Origin of the sequence: Amycolatopsis sp. NPDC049691 (genome assembly GCF_040675005.1) — a bacterium.
In the GTDB taxonomy this organism is placed as follows: domain Bacteria; phylum Actinomycetota; class Actinomycetes; order Mycobacteriales; family Pseudonocardiaceae; genus Amycolatopsis.
On record NZ_JBFANX010000002.1, the window covers coordinates 184500 to 210558 of the forward strand.

The 26059-nt window shown below is 71.4% G+C and carries 26 protein-coding genes; 9 read left to right on the top strand and 17 right to left on the bottom strand.

The features are described 5' to 3' along the window. From AB0J40_RS05115 to AB0J40_RS05145, 7 genes are all read right to left on the bottom strand, one after another. The gene (locus AB0J40_RS05115) at positions 1–816 is read right to left on the bottom strand and encodes a transporter substrate-binding domain-containing protein (protein WP_364447814.1); all 816 of its coding nucleotides are present in this window, start codon (positions 814–816) and stop codon (positions 1–3) included. Between the two features lie 120 nt (positions 817–936). After that, the gene (purB, locus tag AB0J40_RS05120) at positions 937–2364 is read right to left on the bottom strand and encodes an adenylosuccinate lyase (protein WP_364447817.1); all 1428 of its coding nucleotides are present in this window, start codon (positions 2362–2364) and stop codon (positions 937–939) included. A gap of 22 nt (positions 2365–2386) precedes the next feature. Continuing rightward, positions 2387–3718: a peptidoglycan recognition family protein gene (locus AB0J40_RS05125; protein ID WP_364447820.1), complete on the bottom strand. Its 1332-nt coding sequence runs from the start codon at positions 3716–3718 to the stop codon at positions 2387–2389. Beyond that, a complete protein-coding gene (locus AB0J40_RS05130; protein ID WP_364447822.1) occupies positions 3694–4566 on the bottom strand; it encodes a DUF4380 domain-containing protein in 873 nt (290 codons plus the stop codon). Before AB0J40_RS05130 ends, AB0J40_RS05125 begins: the two co-directional genes overlap by 25 nt. Further along, positions 4560–5705: a galactonate dehydratase gene (gene dgoD, locus AB0J40_RS05135; RefSeq protein WP_364447824.1), complete on the bottom strand. Its 1146-nt coding sequence runs from the start codon at positions 5703–5705 to the stop codon at positions 4560–4562. Before dgoD ends, AB0J40_RS05130 begins: the two co-directional genes overlap by 7 nt. 13 nt (positions 5706–5718) lie before the next feature. Beyond that, complete coding sequence (locus tag AB0J40_RS05140; RefSeq protein ID WP_364447826.1) at positions 5719–6402, bottom strand: SDR family oxidoreductase; 684 nt, start codon at positions 6400–6402, stop codon at positions 5719–5721. Positions 6403–6416: 14 nt separating this feature from the next. After that, the gene (locus tag AB0J40_RS05145) at positions 6417–8456 is read right to left on the bottom strand and encodes a hypothetical protein (RefSeq protein WP_364447828.1); all 2040 of its coding nucleotides are present in this window, start codon (positions 8454–8456) and stop codon (positions 6417–6419) included. A gap of 112 nt (positions 8457–8568) precedes the next feature. Between AB0J40_RS05145 and AB0J40_RS05150 the strand changes: the two genes are divergently transcribed. The 3 genes from AB0J40_RS05150 (at position 8569) to AB0J40_RS05160 (ending at position 11763) form a co-directional block, all read left to right on the top strand. After that, complete coding sequence (locus tag AB0J40_RS05150; RefSeq protein ID WP_364447830.1) at positions 8569–9186, top strand: bifunctional 4-hydroxy-2-oxoglutarate aldolase/2-dehydro-3-deoxy-phosphogluconate aldolase; 618 nt, start codon at positions 8569–8571, stop codon at positions 9184–9186. Continuing rightward, positions 9179–10177 (top strand): beta-propeller fold lactonase family protein, encoded by a 999-nt coding sequence (locus AB0J40_RS05155; protein WP_364447833.1) that lies wholly within the window; start codon positions 9179–9181, stop codon positions 10175–10177. Before AB0J40_RS05150 ends, AB0J40_RS05155 begins: the two co-directional genes overlap by 8 nt. Before the next feature lie 389 nt (positions 10178–10566). Beyond that, positions 10567–11763, top strand: coding sequence for a glycosyltransferase (locus tag AB0J40_RS05160; protein WP_364447835.1), 1197 nt, complete (start codon positions 10567–10569; stop codon positions 11761–11763). Here AB0J40_RS05160 and AB0J40_RS05165 read toward each other — a convergent pair. Genes AB0J40_RS05165 through AB0J40_RS05180 form a run of 4 tightly spaced genes read right to left on the bottom strand, consistent with a single transcriptional unit; the run spans position 11746 to position 16790 of the window. Then, entirely contained in the window at positions 11746–13740 is a 1995-nt protein-coding gene (locus tag AB0J40_RS05165) for an alpha-galactosidase (protein WP_364447838.1), read from the bottom strand. The two genes, AB0J40_RS05160 and AB0J40_RS05165, sit on opposite strands and share 18 nt — an antisense overlap. Before the next feature lie 14 nt (positions 13741–13754). Further along, entirely contained in the window at positions 13755–14576 is an 822-nt protein-coding gene (locus AB0J40_RS05170; RefSeq protein ID WP_364447841.1) for a carbohydrate ABC transporter permease, read from the bottom strand. Beyond that, a complete protein-coding gene (locus AB0J40_RS05175) occupies positions 14573–15490 on the bottom strand; it encodes a sugar ABC transporter permease (RefSeq protein ID WP_364447844.1) in 918 nt (305 codons plus the stop codon). Before AB0J40_RS05175 ends, AB0J40_RS05170 begins: the two co-directional genes overlap by 4 nt. A gap of 1 nt (position 15491) precedes the next feature. After that, positions 15492–16790 carry an extracellular solute-binding protein gene (locus AB0J40_RS05180; protein WP_364447846.1) on the bottom strand — a complete coding sequence of 433 codons (1299 nt, stop codon included), beginning with the start codon at positions 16788–16790 and terminating at the stop codon, positions 15492–15494. A 157-nt stretch (positions 16791–16947) separates the two neighbouring features. Here AB0J40_RS05180 and AB0J40_RS05185 point away from each other — a divergent pair, with 157 nt between their 5' ends. The 3 genes from AB0J40_RS05185 to AB0J40_RS05195 are packed head-to-tail and all read left to right on the top strand — an operon-like array spanning position 16948 to position 19089. Beyond that, positions 16948–17658 (top strand): FadR/GntR family transcriptional regulator, encoded by a 711-nt coding sequence (locus AB0J40_RS05185; protein ID WP_364447849.1) that lies wholly within the window; start codon positions 16948–16950, stop codon positions 17656–17658. 58 nt (positions 17659–17716) lie between these two features. Beyond that, positions 17717–18484 (top strand): inositol monophosphatase family protein, encoded by a 768-nt coding sequence (locus AB0J40_RS05190; protein ID WP_364447851.1) that lies wholly within the window; start codon positions 17717–17719, stop codon positions 18482–18484. Then, on the top strand, positions 18481–19089 hold the full coding sequence (locus tag AB0J40_RS05195) for an NAD(P)H-binding protein (RefSeq protein WP_364447853.1): 609 nt from the start codon (positions 18481–18483) through the stop codon (positions 19087–19089). Before AB0J40_RS05190 ends, AB0J40_RS05195 begins: the two co-directional genes overlap by 4 nt. Before the next feature lie 75 nt (positions 19090–19164). Here the strand turns inward: AB0J40_RS05195 and AB0J40_RS05200 are convergent, their stop codons facing one another. The 4 genes from AB0J40_RS05200 to AB0J40_RS05215 are packed head-to-tail and all read right to left on the bottom strand — an operon-like array spanning position 19165 to position 21911. Continuing rightward, entirely contained in the window at positions 19165–20043 is an 879-nt protein-coding gene (locus AB0J40_RS05200; protein ID WP_364447855.1) for a LysR family transcriptional regulator, read from the bottom strand. Positions 20044–20061: 18 nt separating this feature from the next. Next, a complete protein-coding gene (locus AB0J40_RS05205) occupies positions 20062–20658 on the bottom strand; it encodes a TetR family transcriptional regulator (RefSeq protein WP_364447858.1) in 597 nt (198 codons plus the stop codon). Between the two features lie 34 nt (positions 20659–20692). Beyond that, complete coding sequence (locus tag AB0J40_RS05210) at positions 20693–21409, bottom strand: hypothetical protein (RefSeq protein ID WP_364447861.1); 717 nt, start codon at positions 21407–21409, stop codon at positions 20693–20695. Continuing rightward, positions 21402–21911, bottom strand: coding sequence for a SigE family RNA polymerase sigma factor (locus AB0J40_RS05215; RefSeq protein ID WP_364447864.1), 510 nt, complete (start codon positions 21909–21911; stop codon positions 21402–21404). Before AB0J40_RS05215 ends, AB0J40_RS05210 begins: the two co-directional genes overlap by 8 nt. A 137-nt stretch (positions 21912–22048) precedes the next feature. Between AB0J40_RS05215 and AB0J40_RS05220 the strand changes: the two genes are divergently transcribed. The 3 genes from AB0J40_RS05220 (at position 22049) to AB0J40_RS05230 (ending at position 24587) form a co-directional block, all read left to right on the top strand. After that, positions 22049–23071, top strand: coding sequence for a GntG family PLP-dependent aldolase (locus AB0J40_RS05220; RefSeq protein ID WP_364447867.1), 1023 nt, complete (start codon positions 22049–22051; stop codon positions 23069–23071). Between the two features lie 32 nt (positions 23072–23103). Then, on the top strand, positions 23104–23682 hold the full coding sequence (locus tag AB0J40_RS05225) for an HAD family phosphatase (protein WP_364447869.1): 579 nt from the start codon (positions 23104–23106) through the stop codon (positions 23680–23682). An 86-nt stretch (positions 23683–23768) separates the two neighbouring features. Then, a complete protein-coding gene (locus AB0J40_RS05230) occupies positions 23769–24587 on the top strand; it encodes an SAM-dependent methyltransferase (RefSeq protein ID WP_364447871.1) in 819 nt (272 codons plus the stop codon). Here AB0J40_RS05230 and AB0J40_RS05235 read toward each other — a convergent pair. After that, positions 24584–24775, bottom strand: a complete 192-nt coding sequence (locus tag AB0J40_RS05235; protein WP_086675979.1) for a hypothetical protein — start codon at positions 24773–24775, stop codon at positions 24584–24586. The two genes, AB0J40_RS05230 and AB0J40_RS05235, sit on opposite strands and share 4 nt — an antisense overlap. Before the next feature lie 102 nt (positions 24776–24877). After that, positions 24878–26050, bottom strand: coding sequence for a pyridoxal phosphate-dependent aminotransferase (locus tag AB0J40_RS05240; RefSeq protein ID WP_364447874.1), 1173 nt, complete (start codon positions 26048–26050; stop codon positions 24878–24880). Between the last annotated feature and the right edge of the window lie 9 nt (positions 26051–26059).

Here is a 26059-nt window from a genome sequence, read left to right on the forward strand (position 1 = left end):
TCAGACACCCACGTTCTTGACCGGCAGACCCGGCCCACCCTGCTGCAGTTCCTTCGACAGCGGCGTGGTCTTGTAGAACTGCGCGTAGATCCGGGCCACCGTCCCGTCGGCGACCGCCTTCGCCAGCCCGTCGTTCAGCTTGTTCAGCAGCTCCGTGTTCTTCTTCGCCACCGCGAACGCCGACGGGGTGTCCTTGTCCTCGACGGTGTAGCCGAGCTCCAGCGGGACCGCCGGGTTCTGGTCCAGGTACTTCTGGCCGATGTCCTGCGGGACGACCCAGCCGTCGAGCGTGCCGTTCTTCAGCTGCGCGAAACCCGCGTTGTAGTCCGGGAACCGGACCACCTGCGCGCCGGCGGTGCGGCCCGCGAACTCGTCCTGGACCGATCCCTGGACGACGCCGAGCCGCTTGCCCGCGAACGCCGACGGGTCCTTCAGGTTCGCGCCCTTGGCCGTGACGATCGTCGTGAAGCCCGTGTTGTAGCCGTTGGAGAACGCCACCGTCTTCTTGCGCGCCTCCGTGCTGGAGATCGTCGAGCTGCCGATGTCGAACTTGCCGTTCGCCACGCCCGCCAGCAGGCCGGCGAACTCCGTGCCGACGAACTCCACCTCGAAGCCCTCACGCTTGGCGATGTCGCGCAGCAGTTCGTTGTCGTAGCCGGTGAACCGGCCGTTCTCCAGGTAGATCGACGGCGGGGCGTCGCTCAGGGTGCCGACGCGCAGGGTGGTCGAACCACTGTCCGAGCCGCAGGCGGTCAGGGTCAGCGCCAGCGCGCCCGAGGTGACGAACGCGGCGATTTTCGACAGCGTGGATCTCATCGCTTCTTCCATGGTTGAGCGCGCGCGGGTCGCGCGCGAAGAACACGGGGTCAGCGACCGAGATTAGGGATTTCGCCCGTTCGAGTGGATTCGTTCCAATCCGTGGACGGGTGCGTCAGCTCACAGGATCGGCTGCGGCGCGTAGCCCGCGGCTTCGGGGAACCGCTCCAGCACCCGCGCCACGCGCTCGGCCACCTGCTCGACCTGACGGCCCGCCGTGCCGGTGAAGGAAATCCGGTCGGCGAGGAGTTTGTCCAGCTCACCGCGGTCGAGCGGGATGCGCTCGTCGGCGGCGAACCGGTCGAGGAGGTCGTTCTCCGCCCGGCCTTCGCGCATTTCGAGCGCGACGGCGACGGCGTTCTCCTTGATGGCTTCGTGGGCCGTCTCACGTCCGACGCCCGCGCGGACCGCCGCCATGAGCACCTTCGTCGTGGTGAGGAACGGGAGATAGCGATCCAGCTCACGCTCGATCACCGCCGGGAAGGCGCCGAATTCCGAAAGGACCGTGAGGAACGTCTCCAGCAGGCCGTCGAGCGCGAAGAACGCGTCCGGCAGCGCGACGCGGCGGACGACCGAGTCGGAGACGTCGCCCTCGTTCCACTGGTCGCCGGCCAGCTCGCCGATCATCGACAGGTAGCCGCGCAGCACGACGGCGAGGCCGTTCACGCGCTCGCACGAGCGGGTGTTCATCTTGTGCGGCATGGCGGACGAGCCGACCTGGCCGGGCTTGAAGCCCTCGGTGACCAGCTCGTGGCCCGCCATCAGCCGGATCGTCTTGGCCAGGCTGGACGGCGCCGCCGCGAGCTGGACCACAGTGGACAGCACGTCGAAGTCGAGCGACCGCGGGTACACCTGGCCCACGCTCACGAACCGGCGGCCGAAACCGAGGTGCTGCATCACGCGGTCTTCGAGCTGGTCCAAAGTGGACTCGTCGCCGAGCAGGTCGAGCATGTCCTGCGCGGTGCCGACCGGGCCCTTGATGCCGCGCAGCGGGTAGCGCTCGATGAGGTTGTCGAGCCGCTCGAAGGCGACGAGCAGCTCGTCGGCCGCCGTGGCGAACCGCTTGCCGAGGGTGGTGGCCTGAGCGGCGACGTTGTGCGACCGACCGGCCATGACGGTGTCGGCGTGCTCGACGGCGAGCGCGGCCAGCCGCGCCAGCACGGCGGCGACGCGGGTGCGCACCAGCTCCAGCGAGCGGAGCAGCTGCAGCTGCTCGACGTTCTCGGTGAGGTCGCGCGAGGTCATGCCCTTGTGGATGTGCTCCTGGCCGGCGAGCTCGCTGAACTCCTCGATCCGTGCCTTGACGTCGTGGCGGGTGACGCGCTCCCGTGCCGCGATCGACTCGAGGTCGACCTGCGAATGGACCCGCTCGTACGCCTCGACGACGCCGTCCGGCACCTCGACGCCGAGGTCCTTCTGCGCCTTGAGGACGGCGATCCAGAGCTGCCGCTCGAGGACGACCTTCTGCTCCGGCGACCAGAGCGAGACCAGCTCCGCCGAGGCGTAGCGGGCGGCGAGCACGTTCGGAATGCGGGGCTTGTCCGTCACGCCCTCACGATACCTGCGCAGGTCAGCAGGGTTGCACGTCGGCGGCCTTCACGTAGACGACCCGGTGGTTGTAGGACAGCTGGAGGTACTTCGTCCCGCCTGTGACCAGGGTGTGGTTGGCCGGCACGCCCGCCGGGTCGAACCGCGCGTAGTAGTTCTCGGCCCGGAACTCGCCGGTGACGACGTAGCTCTGGCCCGCGGGCAGCGTCCACGGGATGGCGCCGACCGTCCAGATCGGGTCGAACGGGATCTCGGCCGGGTATTCGGACTGCTCGGGGAACGCGCGCCCGTACAGCGGCACCGACGTGGCCGCGGTCACGCGCCGGCCGTGCCCCGGGACGGTCGCGCGGTGGCCCGGGTTCTCGAACCACGCCTTCTGGCCGCCGTACCAGATGGCCGTCCAGTCGCCTTGCTCGCCGGCGAGCACGTACGAACGGCCCGCGACGGCCTTGTCGCTCCAGTCGTCGATCGCGGTCGTGCCCGCCGACCCGTCCGGGTGCACGACGGGGTCGGTGATCAGCAGGGACGCGGCGTCCGGCGCGGTGTGCAGGTAGACGAAGTTCGCGCCGTGGGCCGGCAATGGCGTGCAGGTGCCGCCGCCGCAGGTGGTCAGCTCGGGCTGGTTCGCCGCGTAGTCCGGCCTGATCGTGACGACCGGGCTGCCCGCGTCACCGGTGGCCTTGACCGGCGCGCCGAGCAGGTCCATGTAGTGGTTCCAGTCCCAGTACGGGCCCGGGTCCCAGTGCGCGGCGGCGAAGTTCGTCGTGCGCTCGCGGGAGATGTCCTCGTGGCCGAGGATGTGCTCGCGGTCCAGCGGGATGTGGTACTTCGCCGCCAGGTACTTCACCAGGTTCGCCGAGGCCTGGTACATCTGCTCGGTGTACCAGGTGCCGCCCTCGGCGGCGATGCCTTCGTGTTCGATGCCGATCGAGTGCTCGTTCATCGTCCAGTTGCCGGCGTGCCAGGCGACGTCCTTCGTCGGCACCATCTGCGTCACCTGGCCGTCGGACGAGCGGATCACGTAGTGCGCGCTCGACCCGCTCGACGGCTTCTGGAAGGTGGCGATGGCCTGGTCGTACGGGCTGACACCGCTGCCGGGCAGGCTTTCGGTGTCGTGGATGACGATGTACCGGATCTGCTGGCCGTCGGCCGGGCGGTTCGCCGGGTCGTAGTTCCCGTAGTTGTTCGGGTCGCCGTGGTCCGCGCTCGCCCAGTCGTAGGCGGCGGGCACGAACCGGCAGTCGAGGTTCGCCGGGCATTCCGGCGCTTCCTGCGCGTGGGCCGTGACGGGCAGGGCGGCGGTGACGGCCAGCGCGAACACCGCGGCGGTCAGGCTTCGGACGGTGAAGGGCACACGCCATCTTCCCGGATCATGGCGCGGATCAACAAGCCGGTCTTCTCGCCCGGCCCGAGAGTCGTCAAGGGACCGAGGACTTCCAGCTCGACGATCCGCGCGGGCGGGTCCAGGTTTCCCAGTTCCTCGAGCGGTGCCGGAAGCGGGTGCTCCAGCCAGATCTCCAGCGGCGAGCCCTCGTCCGGGTACTCGCCGGCCGGGTCGACGGCGAAGCTCAGGGTCAACGGGCCGTACGACACCCAGCCCGCCGAGCCCGGCACGCCGAGCTTGCCCACGACGTCCTGCGGCGGCACGACCAGCCGGTCACCGTCCACTGTGTACTCCGGCGTGCCGGTGCCCGCGACGAGCGCGACGACGTCCGGCCGCCGGAGGCCAGCGATGACGGTCCCGCCGCCGGGCAGCTGGGTCACGTTCCACAGTGCCCACCGCACCGGCCGATCCGCCGTGTTGGCGGCGGTCAGCCGCAGCTCGTAGCCGTCGTCGAGGATGGTGATCGCGCGCGTGAAGCGCAGGCCGGTGCGCGGGTCCGGCGCGCTGGTCATGGTCACCGTGTCGCCGTCGACGACCGCCGCGTACGGCCCGGAGTCCAGGACCGGGTCGGGCGGCCCGGGCCACTGGTCCGGCCCGGCCCAGCCCTGCGGGGCGGGCCACGTCTTGTCGCCGCCGTAGTTGACCCAGTCGCCCATCCGGCCCGAGTTGGGCGCGTACTCGCCGCCCAGGTCGTCGTCGAGCAGTTTTTCGTTGCGCCACAACAGTTCCGTGTCGCGGTACCGGACCGACAGCAACCGGCCGCCGAGTTCCGGTACCAGGCCGAGCCGCAGGTCGCCGCGACGGAGCCAGGTCACCATTCGGCGAGCCCGCCGTCGTCGTGGCGCCACACCGGCGAGCGCCAGGTGTGCCCGACCTCGTCGGCGCGGCGGACGGCCTCTTCGTCGACCTCGATGCCGAGCCCCGGCTTCAGCGGACGGGCCGCGTAGCCGGCCTGGAAGGCGAAGAGCGACGCGTCCACGAGGTACTGGTGCTCCCGACCCTCGTGGTAGTGCATGCCGACACTCTGTTCCTGGATCAGGAAGTTCGGCGTCGCGAAGGCGACCTGCATGGACGCGGCCAGCGAGATCGGCCCGAGTGGACAGTGCGGCGCCAGCGAAGCGCCGTAAACCTCGGCCAGCGCGCCGATCCGCCGCAGCTCGGAGATGCCGCCGGCGTGCGACGGGTCCGGCTGGACGACCGCGACGCCCGCGTCGAGCACCGGCTTGAACTCCCAGCGCGAGTAGAGCCGTTCGCCGAGCGCGATCGGCACGGTGGACGCCTCGACGATCGAGCGCAGCGCGTCGCCCTGGGTCTCCGGCAGGATCGGCTCCTCGACGAACATCGGCTGGACGTCTTCGAGCAGCTTCACGAGCCGTCGCGCCATCGCGGGCGAGACGCGGCCGTGGAAGTCGATCGCGAGGTCGCGGTGCGGGCCGAGCACCTCCCGCGCCTCCCACGCGCGCGCCACCGCCGCGTCGGCCTCGGCGGGGGACGCGATCGCGGCCAGCGGGCCGGCGACGTTCATCTTCACCGCCGTGAACCCGGCCTCGACCTGCGCGGACACGGCTTCGCGGATGCCGGCCGGGCGGTCGCCGCCGACCCAGCTGTAGACGCGGACGCGGTCGCGGACCGGGCCGCCGAGCAGCTCGTGCACCGGCGCGTCGCGGACCTTCCCGGCGATGTCCCACAGCGCGTGGTCGTAGCCCGCGAGCGCGCTGGAGAGCACCGGGCCGCCGCGGTAGAAGCCGCCGCGGCGCAGTACCTGCCAGTGGTCCTCGATGCGCAGCGGGTCCTGGCCGATCAGCAGCTCGGACAGCTCGTGCACGGCCGCGCGCACGGTCTCCGCGCGGCCCTCGACCACGGGCTCGCCCCAGCCGCTGACCCCTTCGTCGGTGCTGACCTTGAGGAACAGCCAGCGCGGCGCGACCAGAAACGTTTCAACCCCGGTGATCTTCACTCGTGTCCCCCATCTACGCGGAATCCTTGGCGGCGGACCAGCCGCCGTCGACGGTCAGCTCGGCCCCGGTGACGAACGACGCCGCGTCCGAAAGCAGGAACGCGATCACGTTCGCGACCTCGGCCGGGTCGCCGAGGCGGCCCGCGGGCGTCGCCCGCGCGCTGCGTTCGCGGTCTTCCGGCGAGATGCGGTTCCAGGCTTCGGTGAGCACCGGTCCCGGCAGGACGGAGTTGACCCGCACGTCCGGGGCGTATTCGACGGCCAGCTGCCGGGCCAGCGCGACCAGCGCGCCCTTGCTGGCGGCGTACGCGGGGTGGCCCGGCAGCCCGAAGTGCGCGTGCACCGACGAGACCAGCACGACCGCGCCGCCCGTTTTTCGCAGAGAAGGCAGGCAGGCCTTCAGGGCGAGGTAGGTGCCGGTCAGGTTGACGTCGAGCTGGCGCTGCCACTCGGCGCGGTCGATCTCGTGCAGCGGCCCGGTGCTGGGGACGTAGGCGTTGCTGACCAGGGCATCCACCTCGCCGATGTCGGCCCAGGTCGCTTCGTCGCCGACGCTGCCCCGGAGCGGGACGACGCCGTCGGGGAGTTCGGCGATGTCCACGCCCAGCACGCGGTAGCCGTCGTCGAGCAGCTTGCGGGCCGTCGCCAGCCCGATCCCGGACGCCGCTCCGGTCACCACCGCGGTGCGCGTGGACATCGCCTCTCCCTGTGTCAGAACTTCGCTACGTGGACATGGTCGTCCGGCCCGCGGGCGGCGAACCACAGCGACGCGCCGTCGGACGCCGCGCCCAGGGTTCCCACGATGCTCCCGCCCGGGTACTCCGGCCGTTTGAACCAGCCGGCCCACGTGCCGGACCAGTCGTTGGCCCACAGCGTGTAGTCGCTCGCGGACGCGGTGAGCGCGACCTTCGCCCCGACCGCGACGAGCGTCGGGCTGCTGCTGACCGTGCCGCCGATGGACGTCCAGTCCGACCAGGTGCCGCCGGTCTTCGTACGCACCCAGACGCTGTCGTCGGCGGTGCGGACGGCGACGACCGTGCCGCTGGTCGACGTCGCCGCGCCGGGCCGGCCGTAGACCGGCTTGCCGCCGGGCGCGCCGAGACCGGACCACCGACCGTCGGCGGTCCGCTGCCAGACCTGGCCGTCGCCGCCGCGGACGAAGACCGTCCCGTCACTGGTCACGGACGGCGAGTCGGTGAGCGTGCCGCCGAGCCGCTTCCAGTCACCCCAGCCCTTGGCGAAACTGCGCTGGTAGAGGGCGTTGTCCAGGCCGCGGACGTAGACGTCGACGCCGCTCGGCGTGGCGACGGCGGCGGGCTGGCCGAGGAACCTGCCGCCCACCTGACGCGATCCGTCGAGGCCGTTCTGCTGGAGGTTCCCGGCGGCGTCGCGGAAGAACGTGACGGTCTTGCCGCCGGTGCGCACGACCGCCGGGCTGGCGGACGCCGGACCGCCGACGTCGTCGCCGGGGACGAGGTCGGTGCCGTGCAGGCGGAGGAACGCCGTGCCGTGCGCGGGGACGGTGACCGTGTATTCGCCGACGGCACTCCCGCGGTCGGCGCGAGCGCGGAGGTCGCGGACGGCCACCCGGCCGTCGAGACCCGCGTCGGCGAACTTCAGTGTCATTTGCGTCGGCGCTTCACCGCGGTTGAGCAGCACCACGGCCCGGTCCCCGCGCTGGGAGAGGACCTTGCTGTAGGTGTCGGTGCTGCCGGTCGTCGCGACGCGGACGCCCTGGATGCCGAGGCGGTCCTGGTTGACGCCGACGATTTCGGGGTTCTTGAGCGTGTTCAGCATCGACGTCGGGAGCGTGCGGGGGTCGGAGCCGAGGATGAGCGGGGAGGCCATCTCCGCCCACATGACGAACTGGGTGGTCGACTCCTCCTCGTTCAGCTCGTAGGTGCCCTGCTCGGTCTTGCGCATCGGGATGAGGTAGTCGGGGTCGTTGTAGTGCCCCGGCCCGTTGGCCTCGGGGTGCGCCGCGTTGGCGTCCATGTTGCGCAGGACGTCCGTCCAAATGCCTTCGTACGGCGTGCCGAACGCGATGTCGGTGCTGGTGCGCCAGGAGTCGGCGACGAGCGGGCCGTAGCTGTAGGCGATGCCGGCGACCTGGTCGGGCCCGTGCGGGACGCCCCACTCGTCGGTCACCGGGTTGCAGATGTTGAGCACCATCGGGCGCCCCGCCTTGGCGAGGGCCTGGCTGAACTGCGTGAACGCCTCGGCGGGCTTGAGGTTCTGGGCGATGCCGCAGAGGAAGTCGACCTTGACGGCGTCGAACTTCCAGCTCGCGAACCGCTTGGTGTCCTGCTCGTAGTAGCCGCCGGAGCCGGCCGCGCAGTTCTTGCCGTCGGAGGCGCCCGCGTCGGTGTAGATGCCGGCCTTCAGACCCTTGCCGTGCAGGTAAGTGACCAAAGTGGACAGTCCACTCGGGAACTTCGCGGGGTCCTCGTGGAGGTTGCCTTGAGCGTCGCGCGGATCGGGTGCCGTCCAGCCGCCGTCGATCCAGACGTACCGGTAGCCGGCGTCGCGCAGGCCGCTGTTGACGAGGAAGTCCGCGACGGACTTGACCGACGCCTCGCTCGGGGCGCCGAGGCCGTAGTAGGTGTTCCAGCCCATGTAAGGGGTCTTCGCGACCCCGCTGTCGTAGTAGTCGGGAGCGCCTTGGTCCACGGCCGGGGTCGCTTGCGCGGGGGCCACGGCGACCGCGGCCGCCATCGCGGCGACCACCGCGAGGGATCTCTTCAAGAGCATGTGCCGGACGCCTTTCTCCGGTGAACTGCGAGCCGGGAGCAGCATGCCGGGGACCGTCGTCGCCCGTCAAGAATAAATCCTAAATTAAGATTTCACGAGGTATGCTCGGCCGATGAGCTACCGGTGGGAGATCACAGCGAACGTCCTGCGCCAAGGCGTCATCGGCATCGTGCGCACCCACGACGCCGAGTCGGCGGTCTCCGCCGCTCGCGCCGCGCTCGAAGCCGGGCTGCGGGCGGTCGAACTGCCGCTGACCAACCCCGGCGCCCTCGACGCCATCGCCGGGCTCACCGCCGCCTACCCGGACGCGACGATCGGCGCCGGCACCGTCCTCGACGAGACCTCGGCGGTGCTCGCCATCCGGGCGGGCGCCCGGTTCCTCGTGTCGCCGTCGGTGAACACCGCCGTCATCCGTACCGCTCACCGGTACGGTGCCGCCGCACTGCCCGGGGCCGGTTCCGTCACCGAAATCGTGCGCGCGCTGGAAGAAGGAGCCGACGCGGTCAAGGTTTTCCCCGCGTCCGCGCTGACCCCGTCATGGGTCAAGGACGTACGGGCGGCGCTTCCCCAGGCGCCGCTCGTGCCCACCGGCGGCATCGGGCCCGAAGACGTGCCAGGCTGGCTGGCAGCGGGCGCGGTGGCGTGCGGGGTCGGCTCGGCGCTGACCCGCGGCACCACCGCGGACATCTCCGCCCGGGTCGAGACGCTGTTGAGGAGCGCGCATGGCTGAGCTGGTCTTCGTCGGGTGCTACACCGGGGAAGCGGGGAACGGCACGGGGATCACGACGTTCTCCCGGTCCGCCGCGGGCGAGCTGCACGAGGTCGCGTCACTCGCCCTCGAGTCGCCGTCGTGGCTGACCCGGCACCCGTCGCTGCCGGTGCTGTACGCGGTCAACGAGACCGCCACCGGCGAGGTCACGGCGCTCTCGTTCGACGATGCGGGCAAGTTGTCGGTGCTGGGCACGGCCGAGACGGGTGGCGCGCACCCGTGCCACCTCGCGGTGACCCCGGACGGCCGGTTCCTCCTGTGCGCCAACTACACCGGCGGCAGCCTGGCCGTGTTCGCGCTGTCGCCGTCCGGCTCCATCGAAGCGCGGACCGCGCTGGTCCGGCACGAAGGCAGCGGCCCGCGCACCGACCGCCAGGAGGCCGCGCACGTCCACATGGCCGTTCCCGGCCCCGGCATGGTGAGCGCGGTCGACCTCGGCACGGACGAGATCCGCAGCTACACGCTGTCTTCCGACGGTTCGGTCGAGCTGCTGGCGGTCTCGTCGCTGCCGGCGGGCACCGGACCGCGGCAGCTGGTCCGCCGTCCGGGCACGGACCTCGCGTACGTCGTCGGCGAGCTGGCCGGGACCGTCGTGACGGTCCGGGAGACGTCGCCGGGCGCGTTCGAGGTGGTCGCGTCCACGCCGTCGACACTGTCTTCGGTGACCCCGAACCTGGTCGCCCACCTGGAGCTGACCGGCACGCGCATGTACGTGTCCAACCGGGGCCCGGACTGCGTGACGGAGTTCGCCCTCGACGAGGCCGCGGCGGTGGCCGACCAGGCGTGCGGCGCGAACCCGCGCCACTTCGCGTTGGTGGACGGCACTTGCTACGTGGCGGCGCAGTCGGAGGACGCGATCACGGCGTTCGCGCTGACGGCTTCGGGGGAGGCGGAGCTGAAGTACTACCCGACGGGTTCGCCGACGTTCGTGCTGCCGGTTTCACTGCCTTGAGCCACACTCGGCGGGGAGCAGGAAGTCCCCGGCTCCCGCGACCGCGCAGCGGACGGGGACCGCGGCCACGCGCGGACGGCCGGAGGCCTGACCGAGCTCCATGGCGGCGGTCAGCAAGTCCGCGGCGATCACCCGGACGATCGGGTGCCCGTGTTCGACGATGTCCAGCAGGATGGGTGCCGCACCGAGGTGGCGGCGGCCAGCTCACGCAACACGGATCCGACGCTGTCCGGCTCGTACCAGCCGGCCGGCCCGGGAACGGCGTGCCAGTCCACTGCGGACACCCGGCCTCCCTCGTACTCAACGTATAGCGCACCCCCGGGCTTGCGGCAAGACCCCGTGCGTCCCGCAGAATCGGCGCACTGCTCATCAACCTGGGGGTTTGCGCGATGCGTGTGCTGCTGTCCACCTACGGCTCCCGCGGCGACGTCGAGCCGCTGGCGGCGTTCGCGGTGCGGCTGAGGGAACTGGGCGCCGAAGTCAAGGTGTGCGCGCCGCCGGACGAGGACTTCGTGCGGCGGCTGGCCGCCGTCGACGTGCCGCTGGTGCCGGTCGGGCCGTCGGCGCGCGAGCTGACGAAGGCCGCGCCGGCGCCGTCTTCGCTGCCCGAGCGGGCCGCGCGGTTGATCGCCGCACAGTTCGACGTCATGCCGGCGGCCGCCGAAGACTGTGATGTCCTGGTCGCCACCGGCATGGTGCCGACCGCGGCCGGGGCGCTGTCGGTGGCCGAGCTCGTCGGGATCCCGGCGCACTACGTCGCGTTCCAGAAGCTGTCGCTGCCGTCGCCGCACCACGCGCCGCTGCCCTACCCCGGCCGGCCGCACCCGCCCGGCGTCACCGACAACCGGGCGCTTTGGGACGTCGACCGCGAAAGCTTGAACGTGCTGTTCGGACCGGGCCTCAACGCGAGCCGGGCCGCGCACGGCCTGCCCGCGGTGGACGACGTCCGCCGGTTCGTCGTCGGCGAGCGGCCGTGGCTGGCGACCGACCGCGTCCTGGACCCGTGGCTACCGGGCGACGGCCTCGACGTCGTCCAGACCGGCGCGTGGATCGTGCCGGACGAGCGGCCGCTGCCGGCCGATCTGGCGGAGTTCCTGGCCGACGGCGAGCCACCCGTGTACGTGGGGTTCGGGAGCATGCCGATGCACGCGGCGGCGGACGTCGCCGAGGTGGCCGGGTCGGCGGTGCGGGCGCACGGCCGGCGCCTGGTGCTCAAGCGGGGCTGGGCGGGCCTGACCGTCGACGGCGACGACGTCTTCCTCGTCGACGAGGTCAACCACCAGGCGCTGTTCCCGCGGGTGGCGGCGGTCGTGCACCACGGCGGCGCCGGGACCACGACGACGGCCGCGCGCGCCGGCGTCCCGCAGGTCGTCGTCCCGCAGGCCACCGACCAGCCGTACTGGGCGGCCCGGGTCGCGGCGCTCGGTGCCGGCGTGGCCCACGACGGTCCGGTGCCGACGGCCGAATCCCTGACGGCAGCCCTCGGGGCGGCCCTGGCTGTGCCGGATCGCGCCGCCGAAGTGGCGGCCCTCGTCAGCACCGACGGCACGGTGGCGGCCGCGAAGCTGCTACTGGGATCGGCGTAGAACCACGATGTCCGCGTCGTGCGAGGCCGTCCAGTCGAAGGGGAGACCCGCGTACTTCAAGTGAACGCCCGAGTACCGGGCGCCCTCATCGTCCACATAGGACGACTCCGGGCGCACGTCGAGGCGCACGCGCGACGAGCGGCCCGGCACCAGCGGTGCGCCGGTCAGTTCTCCGGTGTTCCACGCCAGTACCACCACGGTGTCGCCGTCTTCCGAGGTGTACTGGATCGCGCCCGCCAGGACCCGGGCGACGCCGTGGTGGACGACGTCCCGGATCGACTTGTACACGGCCACCAGCGAAGCCGCCTCCGCGTGCTGCTCGGCCGTCCACTTGGAAAGGTCCGCGCCGATCCCCAGCACCCCCGCCATCGCCGTGACGAACCGGAACCGCAGCGACCGCGGCCGCGGGTCGAAGACACCCGGGGAGTCCGTGACCCACGAACTCATCAGGTGCGGCGCGTGCATCAGCAGGAACCCGTCCTGGATGGCCAGCCGGTCCAGGGGTCCCGTGTTGTCGCTCGGCCAGACGACGTCGGTGCGCGCGACCGTCGCCAGGTCGGTCCGGCCGCCGCCGCCCGCGCACGCCTCGATCGTGACGTGCGGGTGCGCGGCGCGCAGGTGGTCCAGCACCGACAGGTACCCCGCCACGTGCTCGGCGTCCAGGTCCGCGTCCGGCGAACCCGGGCGGCCGCGTTCGGTGGGCGGCCGGTTCATGTCCCACTTCAGGTACGAGATCGGGTACTCCGTCAGCAGTGAGTCCAGAGTGGACTTCACGAACGAGACGACTTCGAGCCGGCCGAGGTCCAGCAGGAGCTGGTTGCGGATCAGCGTCGCCGGGCGGCCGTCGATGCGGTACACCCAGTCCGGGTGCTCGGCGTACAGCCGCGACTTCGGGCTCACCGCCTCCGGCTCGACCCACAGCCCGAACTCCAGCCCCAGTTCCCGCACCGCCTCGACGAAGCCGCCGAAATCCGGCTCGGCCGGGGTCCAGTCACCGAGGCCGCCGGTGTCGTCGTCGCGGCCGGTGAACCAGCCGTCGTCCACCACGAACAGCTCGACACCGAGGTCGGCCGCTCGCTTCGCCAGCTCCAGCTGACGATCGCTCCGGACGTCGAAACCGGTGGCTTCCCAGGAGTTGTAGAGCACCGGACGCGGGCGCTGCCAGCGCGAGCCCGCCAGCACGCGGTCGTAGTCGTGCCACACCGACGCGAGTCCGGCGAGTCCTTCCACACTGGACGCCAAGGCGACCGCGGGCGTCTTCAGGGAACCGCCCGGTTTCAGCGACACCGGCCCCGGTGACGGCAGCCGTCCGGCCCGGACGCGCGTCAGGCCCGACGGCTCCACGTCCGCCTCGATCGACCAGGAACCCGGCCACTCCAGAGAAACACCCCAGGCCGGACCACCGGCGGAGTCCTGCACCGCCAGCCACGGCACGTGCGCGTGCCCCGGGACGCCGAACCGGCTCTCCATCCGGAACCCTCCAGCGGGCAGATCCACCGTGCGCCGCGTGAACTCCTGCGACCACTGGCCGGTCAGGTAGGTCAGCCGGGCACCGGAAACCGTGGGGACGCAGACACCCGCCGAACCCAGCCGGTCGAACTCCAGTGCCGACGAGCCCGTGTTCTCGAACTCGACCCACCGGGTCAAGACGTCCGTCTCGGGCACCGGCCGGTAGCAGAGCACGGCGCGCAGCCCGGTCAGCTCGTCGAGGAAAGCCAACCGCAGGTCGTCGTCCGTGGAAGCCGATTCGAACCGCCACCACGAACCGCCGCGCACCGAGACGTCCGCGCCGGAGAACGGGCGCAGACCCAGCGGGGCGTACTCGACCGGGGCCGCGTCGGCTTCGGTGATGAAGTGGACCGCGCCCGCGTTGGTGAACACCGAGGGCCCGTCTTCGATCCCGTGTGGACCCCACGCCACCAGCTCGAGCCAGCGCTCGGTGGGGTCCAGCGCCACGGTGTACGAAGTGGACTTCATGGACACGGTCCACGTCACTTGATCGCCCCGATCGCCAAGCCCGAAATGAAGTGCTTCTGGAACCGCAGGAACACGGCTACCGTCGGCACGGCCGCGATGACCGACCCCGCCGCGATCACGTTCCAGTTGGACACGTACTGCCCCTGCAGGCCGAGCAGCGCCGGCGTCACCGGCATCACGGTCCCGGTGCGCAGCACGGTGATCGACCACAGCAGGTCGTTGAACGTCCAGGTGAACGCCAGCGCGCCGAGCGCCGCGAGCGCCGGGCGGGTCATCGGCAGGATGATCCGCCAGAAGATCTGCGCGACGCCGGCGCCGTCGATCAGCGCCGCCTGCTGGATCTCGCCCGGGATCGACCGCATGAACCCCTGCAGCACGAACGTGTAGAAGCCGAGCCCGAACCCGACCTGCACCACGATCAACGCCGTCAGCGTGTCGTAGATGCCCAGCAGCTCGGCCAGCTTCGCCACCGGCACGAGCAGGATCTGCGGTGGCAACAGGTTTCCGGCCAGCATCACCAGGATGATCGTGCGGCGGAACGGGATCTCGTACCGGCTCAGCGCGAACGCCGCCGCGGAGCTGAGCAGCAGCGCCAGCAGCACGGTCGGGATCGTCACGAGCAGGCTGTTGAGCATCGCGTGCCCGCCGCCGCCCTCACCCCAGGCCTGCCCGAAGCCGTCCAGGGTGAACGACGCCGGCAGCGCGCCGAGGCCGTTCGACGCGATGTCCGAAAAGGACCGGACGCTGGTCGTCAGCACCAGCAGGATGGGCAGCAGCCACAGCACGGACAGCCCACCCGCGAGCAGGTGGAACCCGAAGGTCCGCGTACTCCTCACGAGTCCTCCCGGAACGCGCGCACGAGGTAGGTCACGATCACGCCGAACGCCAGCACGAAGATCACCACGGCCAGCGCGGACGCGTACCCGAGCCGCAGCGACTGGAACGCCGTCGCGTACATGTACGTGCTGAGCAGTTCGGACGAGTGGTACGGCCCGCCCTTCGTCATCGACCACACGACGTCGAACGACCGCAGCGAGTCGATGATGATCACCGACAGGACGACGGAGTTGACGCTGCGCAGCTGCGGCCACGTCACGTTGCGGAACTGCTGCCACGCCGTGGCACCGTCCAGTTTGGCCGCTTCGTAGAGCGCCGGATCGATGCCCTTGAGGCCGGCCAGGTACAGCACCATCACGTAGCCGAGCTGCCGCCACAGCGCCGGGACGAGCACCGCGTACAGCGCCGTCTTCGGGTCGGCCAGCCAGGCGTGCTGCCAGCTGCCCAGCCCGATCGCGCCGAGCACCTTGTTGAAGACGCCGTCCGGCTGGTAGATCACCTGCCAGATCAGCGAAGTCGCGACCAGCGAGAACACCACCGGCGTGAACAGCGCGGCCCGGTAGAAGCCCACCCCGCGACGCTCGCGCTGCAGCAGCGTCGCCAGCGCGAGCCCGCCGACGGCCGAGAGGCCGCCGAAGAGCACGAGCCAGAGCACCGTGTCGAGCGCGGCGGTCTTGAAGATGTCGTCGGAGAACATCTCGGCGAAGTTCCCGAGGCCGACGAACGTGGGCGCCGAGACGCCGTCCCAGTTCGTCAGCGCCAGGTAGAAGCCCTGCAGCGCGGGCCAGAACACCCAGAACCCCTCGACGACGAGGGGTACCAGGACGAACGCCAGCAGCACCGGCGAGATCCGGCGGCGCCGTTTCGGGGCCCGCGCCGCGGTTTTCGGCCGTTCGGCGGTCAGCACCGCCATGTCAGGACTGCCAGACCTTCTGCGCGGCGGTCTGCCAGTCGCGCAGGATCGAGTCCAGCTCGTTGGGCTTCTGGATGAACCGGATCAGCGCGGCGTCGGCGGTCGGCTGCAGCGCGTCGGAGGAGTCGCGGTTGAAGAACTGCGTGATCTCCTTGGCGTCGGCGAGCATCTTGCGTCCCTTTTGGACCAGTGGAGTTCCGTTGTCCTTGGCGGAAGGGTTCGTCGGCAGGACCGTGCCGGAGGAGTTCTTGATGTACAGCTCCTGCGCCTCGGCCGTCGCGACGTACTTGAACCACTCCTTCACCTCGGCGACGTGCGGGGTGCGCGCGCTGGCGAAGAAGCCGTCGGTCGGGCCCTCCTCGGCCACCGGCACGGCCGGGTCGAGGATCGGGAACTGGAAGAAGTCGAGGTCGCCGAGTGCGTCCTTCGGGGCGGCGTCGGCGAAGAACGTGCCGGTCAGGACCATGCCGGTGCGGCCCTGCAGCAGCACGGTCGTGGCGTCCTGGAACGCGATCGCGGTGCCGTTCGGGTCGAAGTACGGCAGGGCCTGGCGCCACGGGTCGAAGATCTTCTTGACGCGCGGGTCGTCGAAGCGCTGCTTGCCGGATAGGAGCTCGCGGTGGAAGGGCGCGCCGTTGATCCGGATGTTCAGGTAGTCGAACCAGGCCGACGCGGTCCACGGCGTGTTGCCGCCGGCGCCGAGCCCGATCGGCGCGATTCCCTTGCCCTTCAACGTTTCGCACAGCGCGAGGAACTCGGTCCAGTTGGTCGGCGGCTGCACGCCCCACTTCGCGAAGTTGGACTTCCGGTAGAAGAAGCCCCACCAGTAGTAGGACGTCGGGACGAAGACCTGGTGGCCGGCGCCGTCGCCGGAAAGCGCGCGGAACGCGGCGCTGTAGTCGCCCATGGTCTGCCAGACGTCGCCGACGTCGAGCAGCAGGCCCTTGCGCGCGTAGCCGGACAGCAGCGAACCCGGGTACCACGTGAAGGTGTCCGGCGGGTTGGCCGCGGTCAGGTAGCTGGGCAGCTGGGTGCGGAAGGTTTCCGACGCGACCGTGTTGACGGTCGCCGTCGCGCCGCCCTTGTCGCCGAACGCCTTGGCCAGCGCTTCGATCGCCTTCTTCGCCTCGGGCGAGGAGAGGTTCGACTGGACGGTGACCGCGCCCGCGGCCTGCTTGACCGGGCCGGAGTTCGCGGAGGTGGCGCAGGCGGCGAGGAAGCTGCCCGAGCCGATGGCACCCAGCCCGGCGAGGCTCGCGTTGCGCAGGAAACGACGGCGGGACAGGCCGGCACTCGTCATGTCGTGACCCCTTTGTCTTGGTGCCCGCTCGGGCGTGACTGCTGCCAAAGAGTGCAACCGGGCGCCGCCGGTGTCAAGATGTATTCATAATTTATGACGACTTCGGTCGCAGCGTAGGATGGCCCGACCACGAACCACCAGTCGAGAGGGCCCTCCATTGACCGAACACCGGCCACGCGGGCTGCACGGCCAGACCGTGGAGGCACTGGCCAGCCGGATCCTCTCCGACGAGTGGGGCGAGGGCACCGTCCTGGACCTGCCCGCGCTGCGCGAAGAGCTCGACATCAGCCTGACCGCGCTGCGCGAGGCGCTGAAGGTGCTGGCCGCGAAGGGGATGATCGACGCACGGCAGAAGCGCGGCACGTTCGTCCAGCCGCGCGAGAAGTGGAACATGCTCGACGCCGACGTCATGCGCTGGCAGACCGCGGCCGCCGACGACCCCGGCCTGCTCGACGAGCTGACCGAGGTCCGCGCGGTCGTCGAGCCGGCCGCGGCGCGGATCGCGGCCGAGCGGGCGTCGGACGAGGACCTCGAGTCGCTGCGGGAGGCGCTGGCCGACATGGCCGCGGCGGGCGACGACGCCGAGGCGAGCGTCCAGGCCGACCTGGCCTTCCACCGGCGGCTGATGACCGCCACCCACAACAACTTCCTGATGCGGATGGAGCGGATCATCGCGATCGGGCTGGCCGAGCGCGACAAGCTCGTGCACGGGGCGTCGGCGGCGGAGGACCCGGTGCCGAGCCACCGCAAGGTGTTCGACGCGATCGTGGCCGGCGATCCGGCGGCGGCCGAGCAGGCGATGCTCGCGCTCGTCACGAAGTCCCGCGACGACCTGGCGAAGGCTCAGCGGAAGCCTGCACGAGGGTAATTCGTCGAGTAACAAAGTTGCATTTGAATCAGGCTTCCGGCCGTGCCGTAATGGCTTCATGACTGACGTTCTGAACACGATGGTTGCCGCGGCCGCGGCGGCCGCCCAGGCTTTGCTGGCTTCGTACGACCCGGCGAGCCGTCCGCCGGACCGGGAAGCGATGTACGCGCTCGGCACCAAGCTCGAGGCGACGTCGACCGCGGTGGTGCGGTCGGCGCTCGACGGCGTCGACGGCGTGGGCTGGTGGGACGAGGACGAGCGCGGCCGGGAGCTGCCGCCGGGGCGGTGGTGGGTGGTCGACGGCGCCGAGGGCGCGGTCAACCACGTGCACGGCCTGCCGGAGTGGGCGGTGACGATCACGCTGATCACGGACGGGCAACCGGAGCTGACGGTCGTCCGCCAGCCGATCGGCGACCTGACGTACACCGCTTCGCGCGGACAGGGCGCTCACCTCAACGGGTCGCCGTTGCGGGTGTCGGCCAAGACGGACTTGTCGGCCGCCGCGGTGACGGCGAGCCAGGCGGGCAACTCCCCGGCGGTCCACCAGCGGTTCGCGGGTGCTTTCGCGGCCATGGCGTCGAAGGCCTTGCTGGTGCGCAACACGATTCCGACGGTGTTCCCGTTGCTGGGACTGGCCGCCGGGCAGTACGACGTCTTCTGGCAGTACGAGCCGGATCTGCCCGGCACTGCTTCCGGTTCGCTGCTGGCTCTCGAGGCGGGGGCGGTCGTTTCGGACTTGTCGGGTGGTCCGTGGGACGTGAATTCGCCGGACATCCTCGTCGCCGCCCCGGGTCTGCACGCCGCGGCGCTGGAGGTGCTCGCGTGAGCCGGGTGGCGGTGCTCGGTGCGTCGGGCGCGGTGGGCGGCGAACTGGTGAAGCAGGCGTTCGAGCGCGGACACGAGGTGGTGGCCATCAGCCGTCGCGCGTCGGCTACCGGGGAGCGGCTGAGGTCGGTCGCGGCCGACGTCCACGACGCCGCCGCGATCGCGGACGCGTTGCGCGGCAGCGAAATCGTGCTCGACGCGCTGGGCCTGCGGAAGGGCGATCCACCCGGGGTGCTGACGGCGGGCGCCCGCGCGGTGGTGGCCGCGGCACCGGCGCGCGCCGTGTCGGTGGGAGCGCTCGGCACCGGACCATCGGCCGCCGCGGCCGACTGGCTGAGCCGGACGGTGGTGGCGCGGCTGCTGAAGGCCGAACTGCCGGACAAGGTCGGCGCGGACACGGCGATCCTCGGCATGGGCGGAACGGTGGTGCACGTCGGCCCGATGAAGAGCGGCCCGACCAGCCCGACCCGGCGCTCGGTGCGGCTCGACGCGGTGCCGCGCAGGCTGTTCCCGGCGACGATCAGCCACGCGACGGTGGCCGCGGCCATGCTCGACGCGGCGGAGAACGGCCCGCGCGGCGAAGTCCTGGTGGCCCTCTCCAAGTGACCTCGTGAGTGAGAAACAGTGTTCTAACCCTGTTTCTCACTCACGACGAGCCGCGGCAGACTGCGCGACCGGCGGCTAGGCCAGTACCTCCGCCAACGCCGTCCGGCAGTGGCCTCTCAACCACTCGTGCGCCGGGTCCGTGTCGTAGCGGCTGTGCCAGCTCACCACCACCGGCGCACCCGGCAGGTCCATCGGCAGCTCCGTCGCCGCGAGACCGAGGTCGGCGCGGGCCTGTGCGGTGGCCCGGTCCGCCACGACCCCCACCACCTCGCTGTGCGCGATCGCCTGCAGCGCCAGCGCCACCGTCGGCAGCGCCGCCACCACCCGGCGGCGCAGCCCCAGCTCCGCCAGCACCTTGTCCACCCCGTCGCGCAGCCGCCCGCGCCGCGACACGATCACGTGCTCCGCCGCCGCGAACTCCTCGATGTCCAGCTGCCGCCCGGCGCGGGTCACCAGCACCAGCCGGTCCTCGCCAACCACGAGATGGCTGATCTCCGGGGACGCCGGCACCGTCGCCCCGACCTCCAGGTCGACGTGCCCGCGGGCCAGGTCCGGCGTGTCCACCGGCGCCTCCGCCAGCAGCCGCAGCCCGATTCCCGGTGCCTCGGCCGACGCCGTGCGCAGCAGCGCCGGGAACAGTGCCGCCAGCAGCGCGTCGTGGCCCTGGATGGTGAACGTGCGCCGCAGCGTGGCCGGGTCCACCGTGCGGGCCGGGGCCAGCACCCGGTTCGCGCGAGCCACCAGCGTGCGGACCTCGTCGCGCATCGCCAGCGCGCGCGGGGTCGGGGTCATCGTGCGGCCGGTGCGCACCAGGATGTCGTCGCCGGTCGTCGCGCGGATCCGGGCCAGCGTGCGGCTCATCGCCGGCGGCGTGAGGTGCAGCCGGTCGGCCGCCGCCTGCACGGAGTTCTCCTCCAGCAACGCGTCCAACGCCGTCAGCAGGTTCAGGTCCACCTGCACGACAGTAACGACTCAGGTGCCGTCGAGTGCGTTCTGGAGCATGCGCGACGCCGCCGCGCGCGGGGCCGGGTCGACCGCGATCAGCGCGTTGACGACGGCGCCGTCGACCAGGGCGATCAGCCGCTCGAGCTCGTCGGCCGAAACCGGCGTGCCCGAGCGGGCGAAGATCTCCGTCAGCAGTTCGTTGAGCTGGGCCGACAGCGTTCGCATCAACGGCCGCAGGTACGGCCGGCGGCCGGTCGCGACCAGCCGCTCGTACCGCAGCAGCACCGCCTCCGCGTCCGCCTCCGGGTCGTCGGTCTCCGGCCCCAGCAGCATCTCCAGCACCAGCTCGACGGTCGCCTGGACGCCGCGGTTGCGCGTCGCCAGCTCCTCCAGCCGGCGGCGGCCCGTCTCCAGCTCACCCTGCCCGTGGTGCTCGACGGCCGCCGTGACCAGGTCTTCCAGCGAGTCGAAGTAGTACGTCGTCGAGGCGAGCGGCAGGCCGGCGCGCTCGGCGACCGCCCGGTGCCGGACGGCGTCGAACCCGCCCTCGACGAGCAGTTTCGCGGCGGCCTCGACGAGCGCGGCGCGCCGTCGCTCCCCCTTCGGGGTGGTCGCAGCGGTCATGACCGGTCATTCTGCCAACCGGGCGGACCCGGGCTCAGAAGCGGGCCGCGAGATGGTGCGCGAACGTCTCCACCTGCCCCGCGTACGGCGCCGTCCCGCCCGAAGACGGCACGCTGACCAGCACCAACGCCCCACCGGACGCGGTCGCCACCTGGGCCGTCACCGTGCCGGCGGGCTGGGACTTGAAGACCACCGGAACGCCCTTCGGGTACACCGCCGCGGAGACTTCGCCACCCGCGACCGGGAACCCGGCGGAGCGGGACACCGTCGAACAGGCGCCGCCCGGGACAGCCGGGGTACCGGCGACGTGGCCGGGGAGCTCGCCAGCGAGGGCTGTGGCGAGCTCCCCGTCCACCTCTTCGCACCCGGAGGCGCCTTCGGCCAAGTGGCCGGTCTTCCCGCCCTGGTCACCTCCCTGCCGAGGTGGTTCGGACGAGAAGTTCGGTGACTCCCCACCGATCTCAGGACGTGCCGGGCTGATGCCGGGTTGCCCCGAGCCCGGCCCCGATTGCGACGACATCACGCCGTCGCCCGCGGCCGTCATCGACTCGGGGGTACCCCCGGACAGCAGTCCGTATGCGCCGAAGCCGACCACGACCAGCGCCGCGGCGCTCACGCCGGTGGTGATCCGGTTGCGACGCCGCACGGTCTGGCGGCGGGATTCGCGGACGACGTCGTCCTGCGTGAAGCCCGGCGAAGGCGCGTCGCCGGGCGCGGCGGAGAACAACGAACGCAGCTCCTGCTCATCCATTGGTCTCCACCTCCCGTTCCAGCACCTGCTTGAGGTTTGCCAGCCCGCGCGCGGTCTGGCTCTTCACGTTGCCTTCGCTGCAGCCCAGCGCCTTCGCCGCGCCGGTCACGTCGAGCCCTTCGAAGAACCGCATGACCAGGACCGCCCGCTGCTTGGGCGGCACTTCCTTCAACGCCGCGAGCAGGTCTTCCCTGGTCGCGACGAGGTCGTCGAGGCCGGGCGTGTCGTCGGCGGGCTCGGGCAGCGTCTCGGTCTGCCACTCACGCCGCCACGGCCGCCGCGATTCGTCGATCGACGCCCGGACGAGCGTCTTGCGGACGTACGCGTCGGTCGCCGCGGGATCCCTGATCTTCTTCCACCTCCGGTGCAGCGCGACGAACGCCGTCTGCGCGAGGTCGTCCGCCCGGTGCCAGTCGCCGCAGAGCATGTACGCGGTCCGGCGCACGGCGTCCCGCCTGGCGGCGAAGTACTCCGCGAACTCCTCCTCGTCGCGCTGGTCCACGCGCAGTCGTGCTCCGCTCTGGTTGTCGTTCGCCCATGAGGACGGAATCAGGGGCGTCCACGGTTGCACGGACCGAGTGGGTTCGACCACTCCGGGGCTGATTGATCCCCACGAGGTGGGTGTGATGTGATCGCTCCGTGACCTTCACGCTGCCGCCGCTGGACTTCCGCTCCGACACCGTCACCCGTCCGGATGACACGATGCGCGCGGCGATGGCGTCCGCCGAGGTCGGGGACAACGTCCTCGAACGCGACCCGACGGTCCAGCAGCTGGAAGAACGCGCCGCGCACGTCCTGGGCATGCCGGCCGCGCTGTGGGTGCCGAGCGGGACGATGGCGAACCTCGTCGCGCTGAGCCTCCACCTGCAGCGCGGCGACCGGTTCCTGGCCACGCGGGGCGCCCATGTGCTGTCCAACGAGCTCGGCTCGGCGGCGTGGCTGGCCGGCGGGATGCCGGACATCCTCGAGCACGACGGCGGCCCGGGCCGCCCATCGCCCGACGCCCTCGCGGCCGCGATCGGACAGCCCGGACCGTACTTCACATTACGGACATCGCTGCTCTGCCTCGAGAACACGCACAACGCGGCCGGCGGCGCGGTGACCCCGCCCGACGAGCACGCCCAGCTGCTGTCCGTCGCGAAGGAAGCCGGCCTGACCGTGCACCTCGACGGCGCCCGGCTCTGGCAGGCCGCGGTCGCGCTGGAGGTGCCGCCCGCCGCGCTGACCGTCGGCGTCGACACCGTGTCGGCCTGCTTCAGCAAGGGACTCGGCGCGCCGGTCGGCTCGGTCGTCGCGGGCAGCACCGCCTTCGTCGAGCGGGCCCGCCGGATGCGGCAGATGCTCGGCGGCGGCGTCCGGCAGGGCGGCGTCCTGGCCGCGGCCTGCCTGGTCGCGCTGGACCGGATCCCCGACCTGGCCGAGTCGCACGAGAACGCGCGCCGGCTCGCCGAGGGCCTGCGCGAGCACGGCTGGCCGACGAACGAGCCGGACACCAACATCGTGCTGGCCGACGTCCCCGACATCCCGACCGCGCTCGCGTGGCTCGACTCGCTCGGCGTCCGCGCGGTGCCGATGGCGGGCCGGGTCCGGTTCGTGACGCACCGGGACCTGAGCGCCGCCGACGTCGAAGAAGCCTTGCGCCGGATCAAGACCGGCGCGTGACTCCACTGGGACACTAGGAAACTGGGGCAACCGTGAACTGGATCGTGTTCGACTACGGCGACGTGCTGAGCAAGCCGAGCCTGGCCCGGCCGGACCTGGCCGCGCGCATGGGCGTGCCGCTGCCGGAGTTCGAAAAGGCGTACTGGGACTACCGGATTCCGTACGACGCGGGGAGCACGCCGCTCGAGTACTGGCAGGCGGTCGGCGACGCGCTGGGCGTGTCCGTCGACGAAGCGCTGTCGGCCGAGCTGACCCGCGTCGACGTCGAGGGCTGGGGCCACCTGGAACCGTCGTCGGAGGCGCTGCTCGAAGCGCTTTCCGAGGCGGGCGCGTCGCTGGCGCTGCTGTCGAACGCCCCGGTGGTGTTCGGCGAGTGGGTCCGCGCGCAGGAGTGGGTCCGCCACTTCCGCGTCACGCTCTTCTCGGGCGACGTCCGGTGCGTGAAGCCGGACGCGAAGATCTTCCGCCTCCTGCTCGACGAGCTGGGCGCCGAGCCGGCGGACTGCCTGTTCTTCGACGACCGTCCGTCCAATGTGGAGGGTGCACGGGCGGTGGGGCTGAAGGCCGAGGTGTGGAACGGCGCCGAGGCGGCGCGGGCCTGGCTCGGCTGATCTCACCCGCACCGCACGTCCGCCTACCGCTGGTGATCGTTCGTGGCCTAGGCTGCACGCGACCCCGACTTCCCCGGTAGGCCGCCATGACGAGCGAACGACCGTCGGCCCGCGTCGACTTCGACCGGCCGAGCATCGCCCGCGTCTTCGACGCGCTGATGGGCGGCAAGGACCACTACGAGGCCGATCGCGCGGTGCTGCGGCAGATCCTGGAGATCGCGCCGGAATCCCCGGCGATGGCGCAGGAAGTGCGGCAGTGGCTCGTGCGCGCCGTGCGGTACCTGACCGAACGGCTCGGCGTCGACCAGTTCCTCGACCTCGGCTCGGGCTTCCCGACGGTGGAGAACACCCACCAGGTGGCGCAGAAGTACAACCCCGAGGCGCACGTCGTCTACGTCGACAACGACCCGGTCGTGCAGGCGCACGGCCGGGCGTTGCTCGTCGACAACGACTTCACGCACATCTCGGGCAACGACCTGCTGCACCCGGCCGAGACCCTCGCCGACGACACGGTCAAGCAGTACCTCGACTTCGACCGGCCGGTCGGGCTGGTGATGTGCGCGGTCATCCACCACATCGCGGACCTGGAGCAGGCGCGGCAGGTGGTCAAGTCCTACGTCGGCGCGGTGGCGCCGGGGTCGTACCTGGTCCTGCTGCACCAGCACAACCCCAGCGACGGCTCCGCGGCGGCCGCCGTCGCGACGGAACTGCAGCAGCGGTACAGCGGCACCGGGCTCGACACGCTCTACCGCACGCGGGCCGAGATCGCGTCGTTCTTCGACGGCCTCGACCTGCTCGAGCCCGGGTTGACGGCGCCGCACCTGTGGTGGCCGGACGGGCCGCGCCTGGCACCGCTGACGCCGGTCAACTGGACGTCACTGGGCGGCGTGGCGCGGATCCCCTAGTAGCGGTTGATGCGCCGCGGGTCCTTGCGGCCGCCGGTGATCGCCTTGTAGCCGGCCGCGCCGAGGAAGGCGATGCCGCCGATGATGGCGATCCAGAGGACGGCCTTGAACACGAAGCCGATCACGGCGCCCAGCACCATGAACGCCACCCAGGCGACGATCAGGCCGCCGACGATCTTCCAGAACATGGCTTCCTCCGATTGCTCCCGTGGCCGCTGGCGGCCCGATGCCTCCACTGTGGCACCTCGGTGGGAGAAACTCCCCTTGCCGAGCCAACGTTCAGGGATGAATCAGGGTTCCCCCTGGCGCAGCCACCCCCCGAGCCGCCGGACGCCTTCGTCGATGTCCTCGGCGCTGCCGGCGAAGGAGAACCGCACGTACTTGCCGCCGTCGACCGGGTCGAAGTCGACGCCGGGCGTGATGGCGAGGCCCGTGTCGGCGAGCAGCCGCTGGCACCAGCTCAGGCTGTCCTCGGTGTACGCGCTGACGTCGGCGTAGGCGTAGAAGGCGCCGTCGGCGGGCGCGAGCTTGTCGATGCCGATGCCCCGCAGGCCCGCGAAGAGCCGGTCGCGGTTCGCGCGGTAGTGCTCGACGTGCGCGTCGGCCTCCGCGTACGCCTCCGGCGTGAAGGCGGCGAGCGCCGCGTACTGCGACACCGCGGGCGGGCAGATGGTGAAGTTCCCGGTCAGGACGTCGACGGCGCGGTGCAGCCGCTGCGGCACGAGCATCCAGCCGAGCCGCCAGCCGGTCATCGCGAAGTACTTCGAGAAGCTGCCGAGCACGAGCGGCTCGCGGCCGTACTGCCACGCGCAGTCGAGCTCGGCGCCGTAGGAGATGCCGTGGTAGATCTCGTCGCTGATCAGCTGCACCCCGTGCGACGAGCACCAGCCGGTGATGGCGGCCAGTTCGCCGGGCGGCAGGACGGTCCCGGTCGGATTGCTCGGGCTGGCGACGATCAGCCCGTCGATCGGGCCAAGCTCGTCGAGCAGCCGCACGGTGGGCTGGAAGTTCGTCTCGGCGGTGGTGGCGAACTCGACGACCTCGCAGCCGAGGACCGACAGCAGGTTCCGGTAGGCGGGGTAGCCGGGCCGGGCCATGGCGACCTTGGCGCCGGGGTCGAAGGCGCTGAGGAAGGCGAGCAGGAAGCCCCCGGACGAACCGGTGGTCATGACGACGTCGTGCGCCTGCACGTCGAGGTCGTACTTCCGCCGGTAGTGCCCGGCGACGGCCTCGCGCAGCTCGGGGATGCCGAGCTGTTCGGTGTAGCCGAGGGTGGAGTTGTGGAGGGCCTTCGCGGCCGCTTCGAGCACGGGCTGCGGAGCGGGAGCGGAGGGCTGCCCGGCGGCGAGCGACACGAGATCGCCGTGACTGCGCTGCCGGGCGCCCGCCGCGGAGAGGACGTCCATGACGTGGAAGGGCGGCACACCGGCCCGCAGCGCGGGACCCGCCTCGAGGTCGGCCATGGGGCCAGG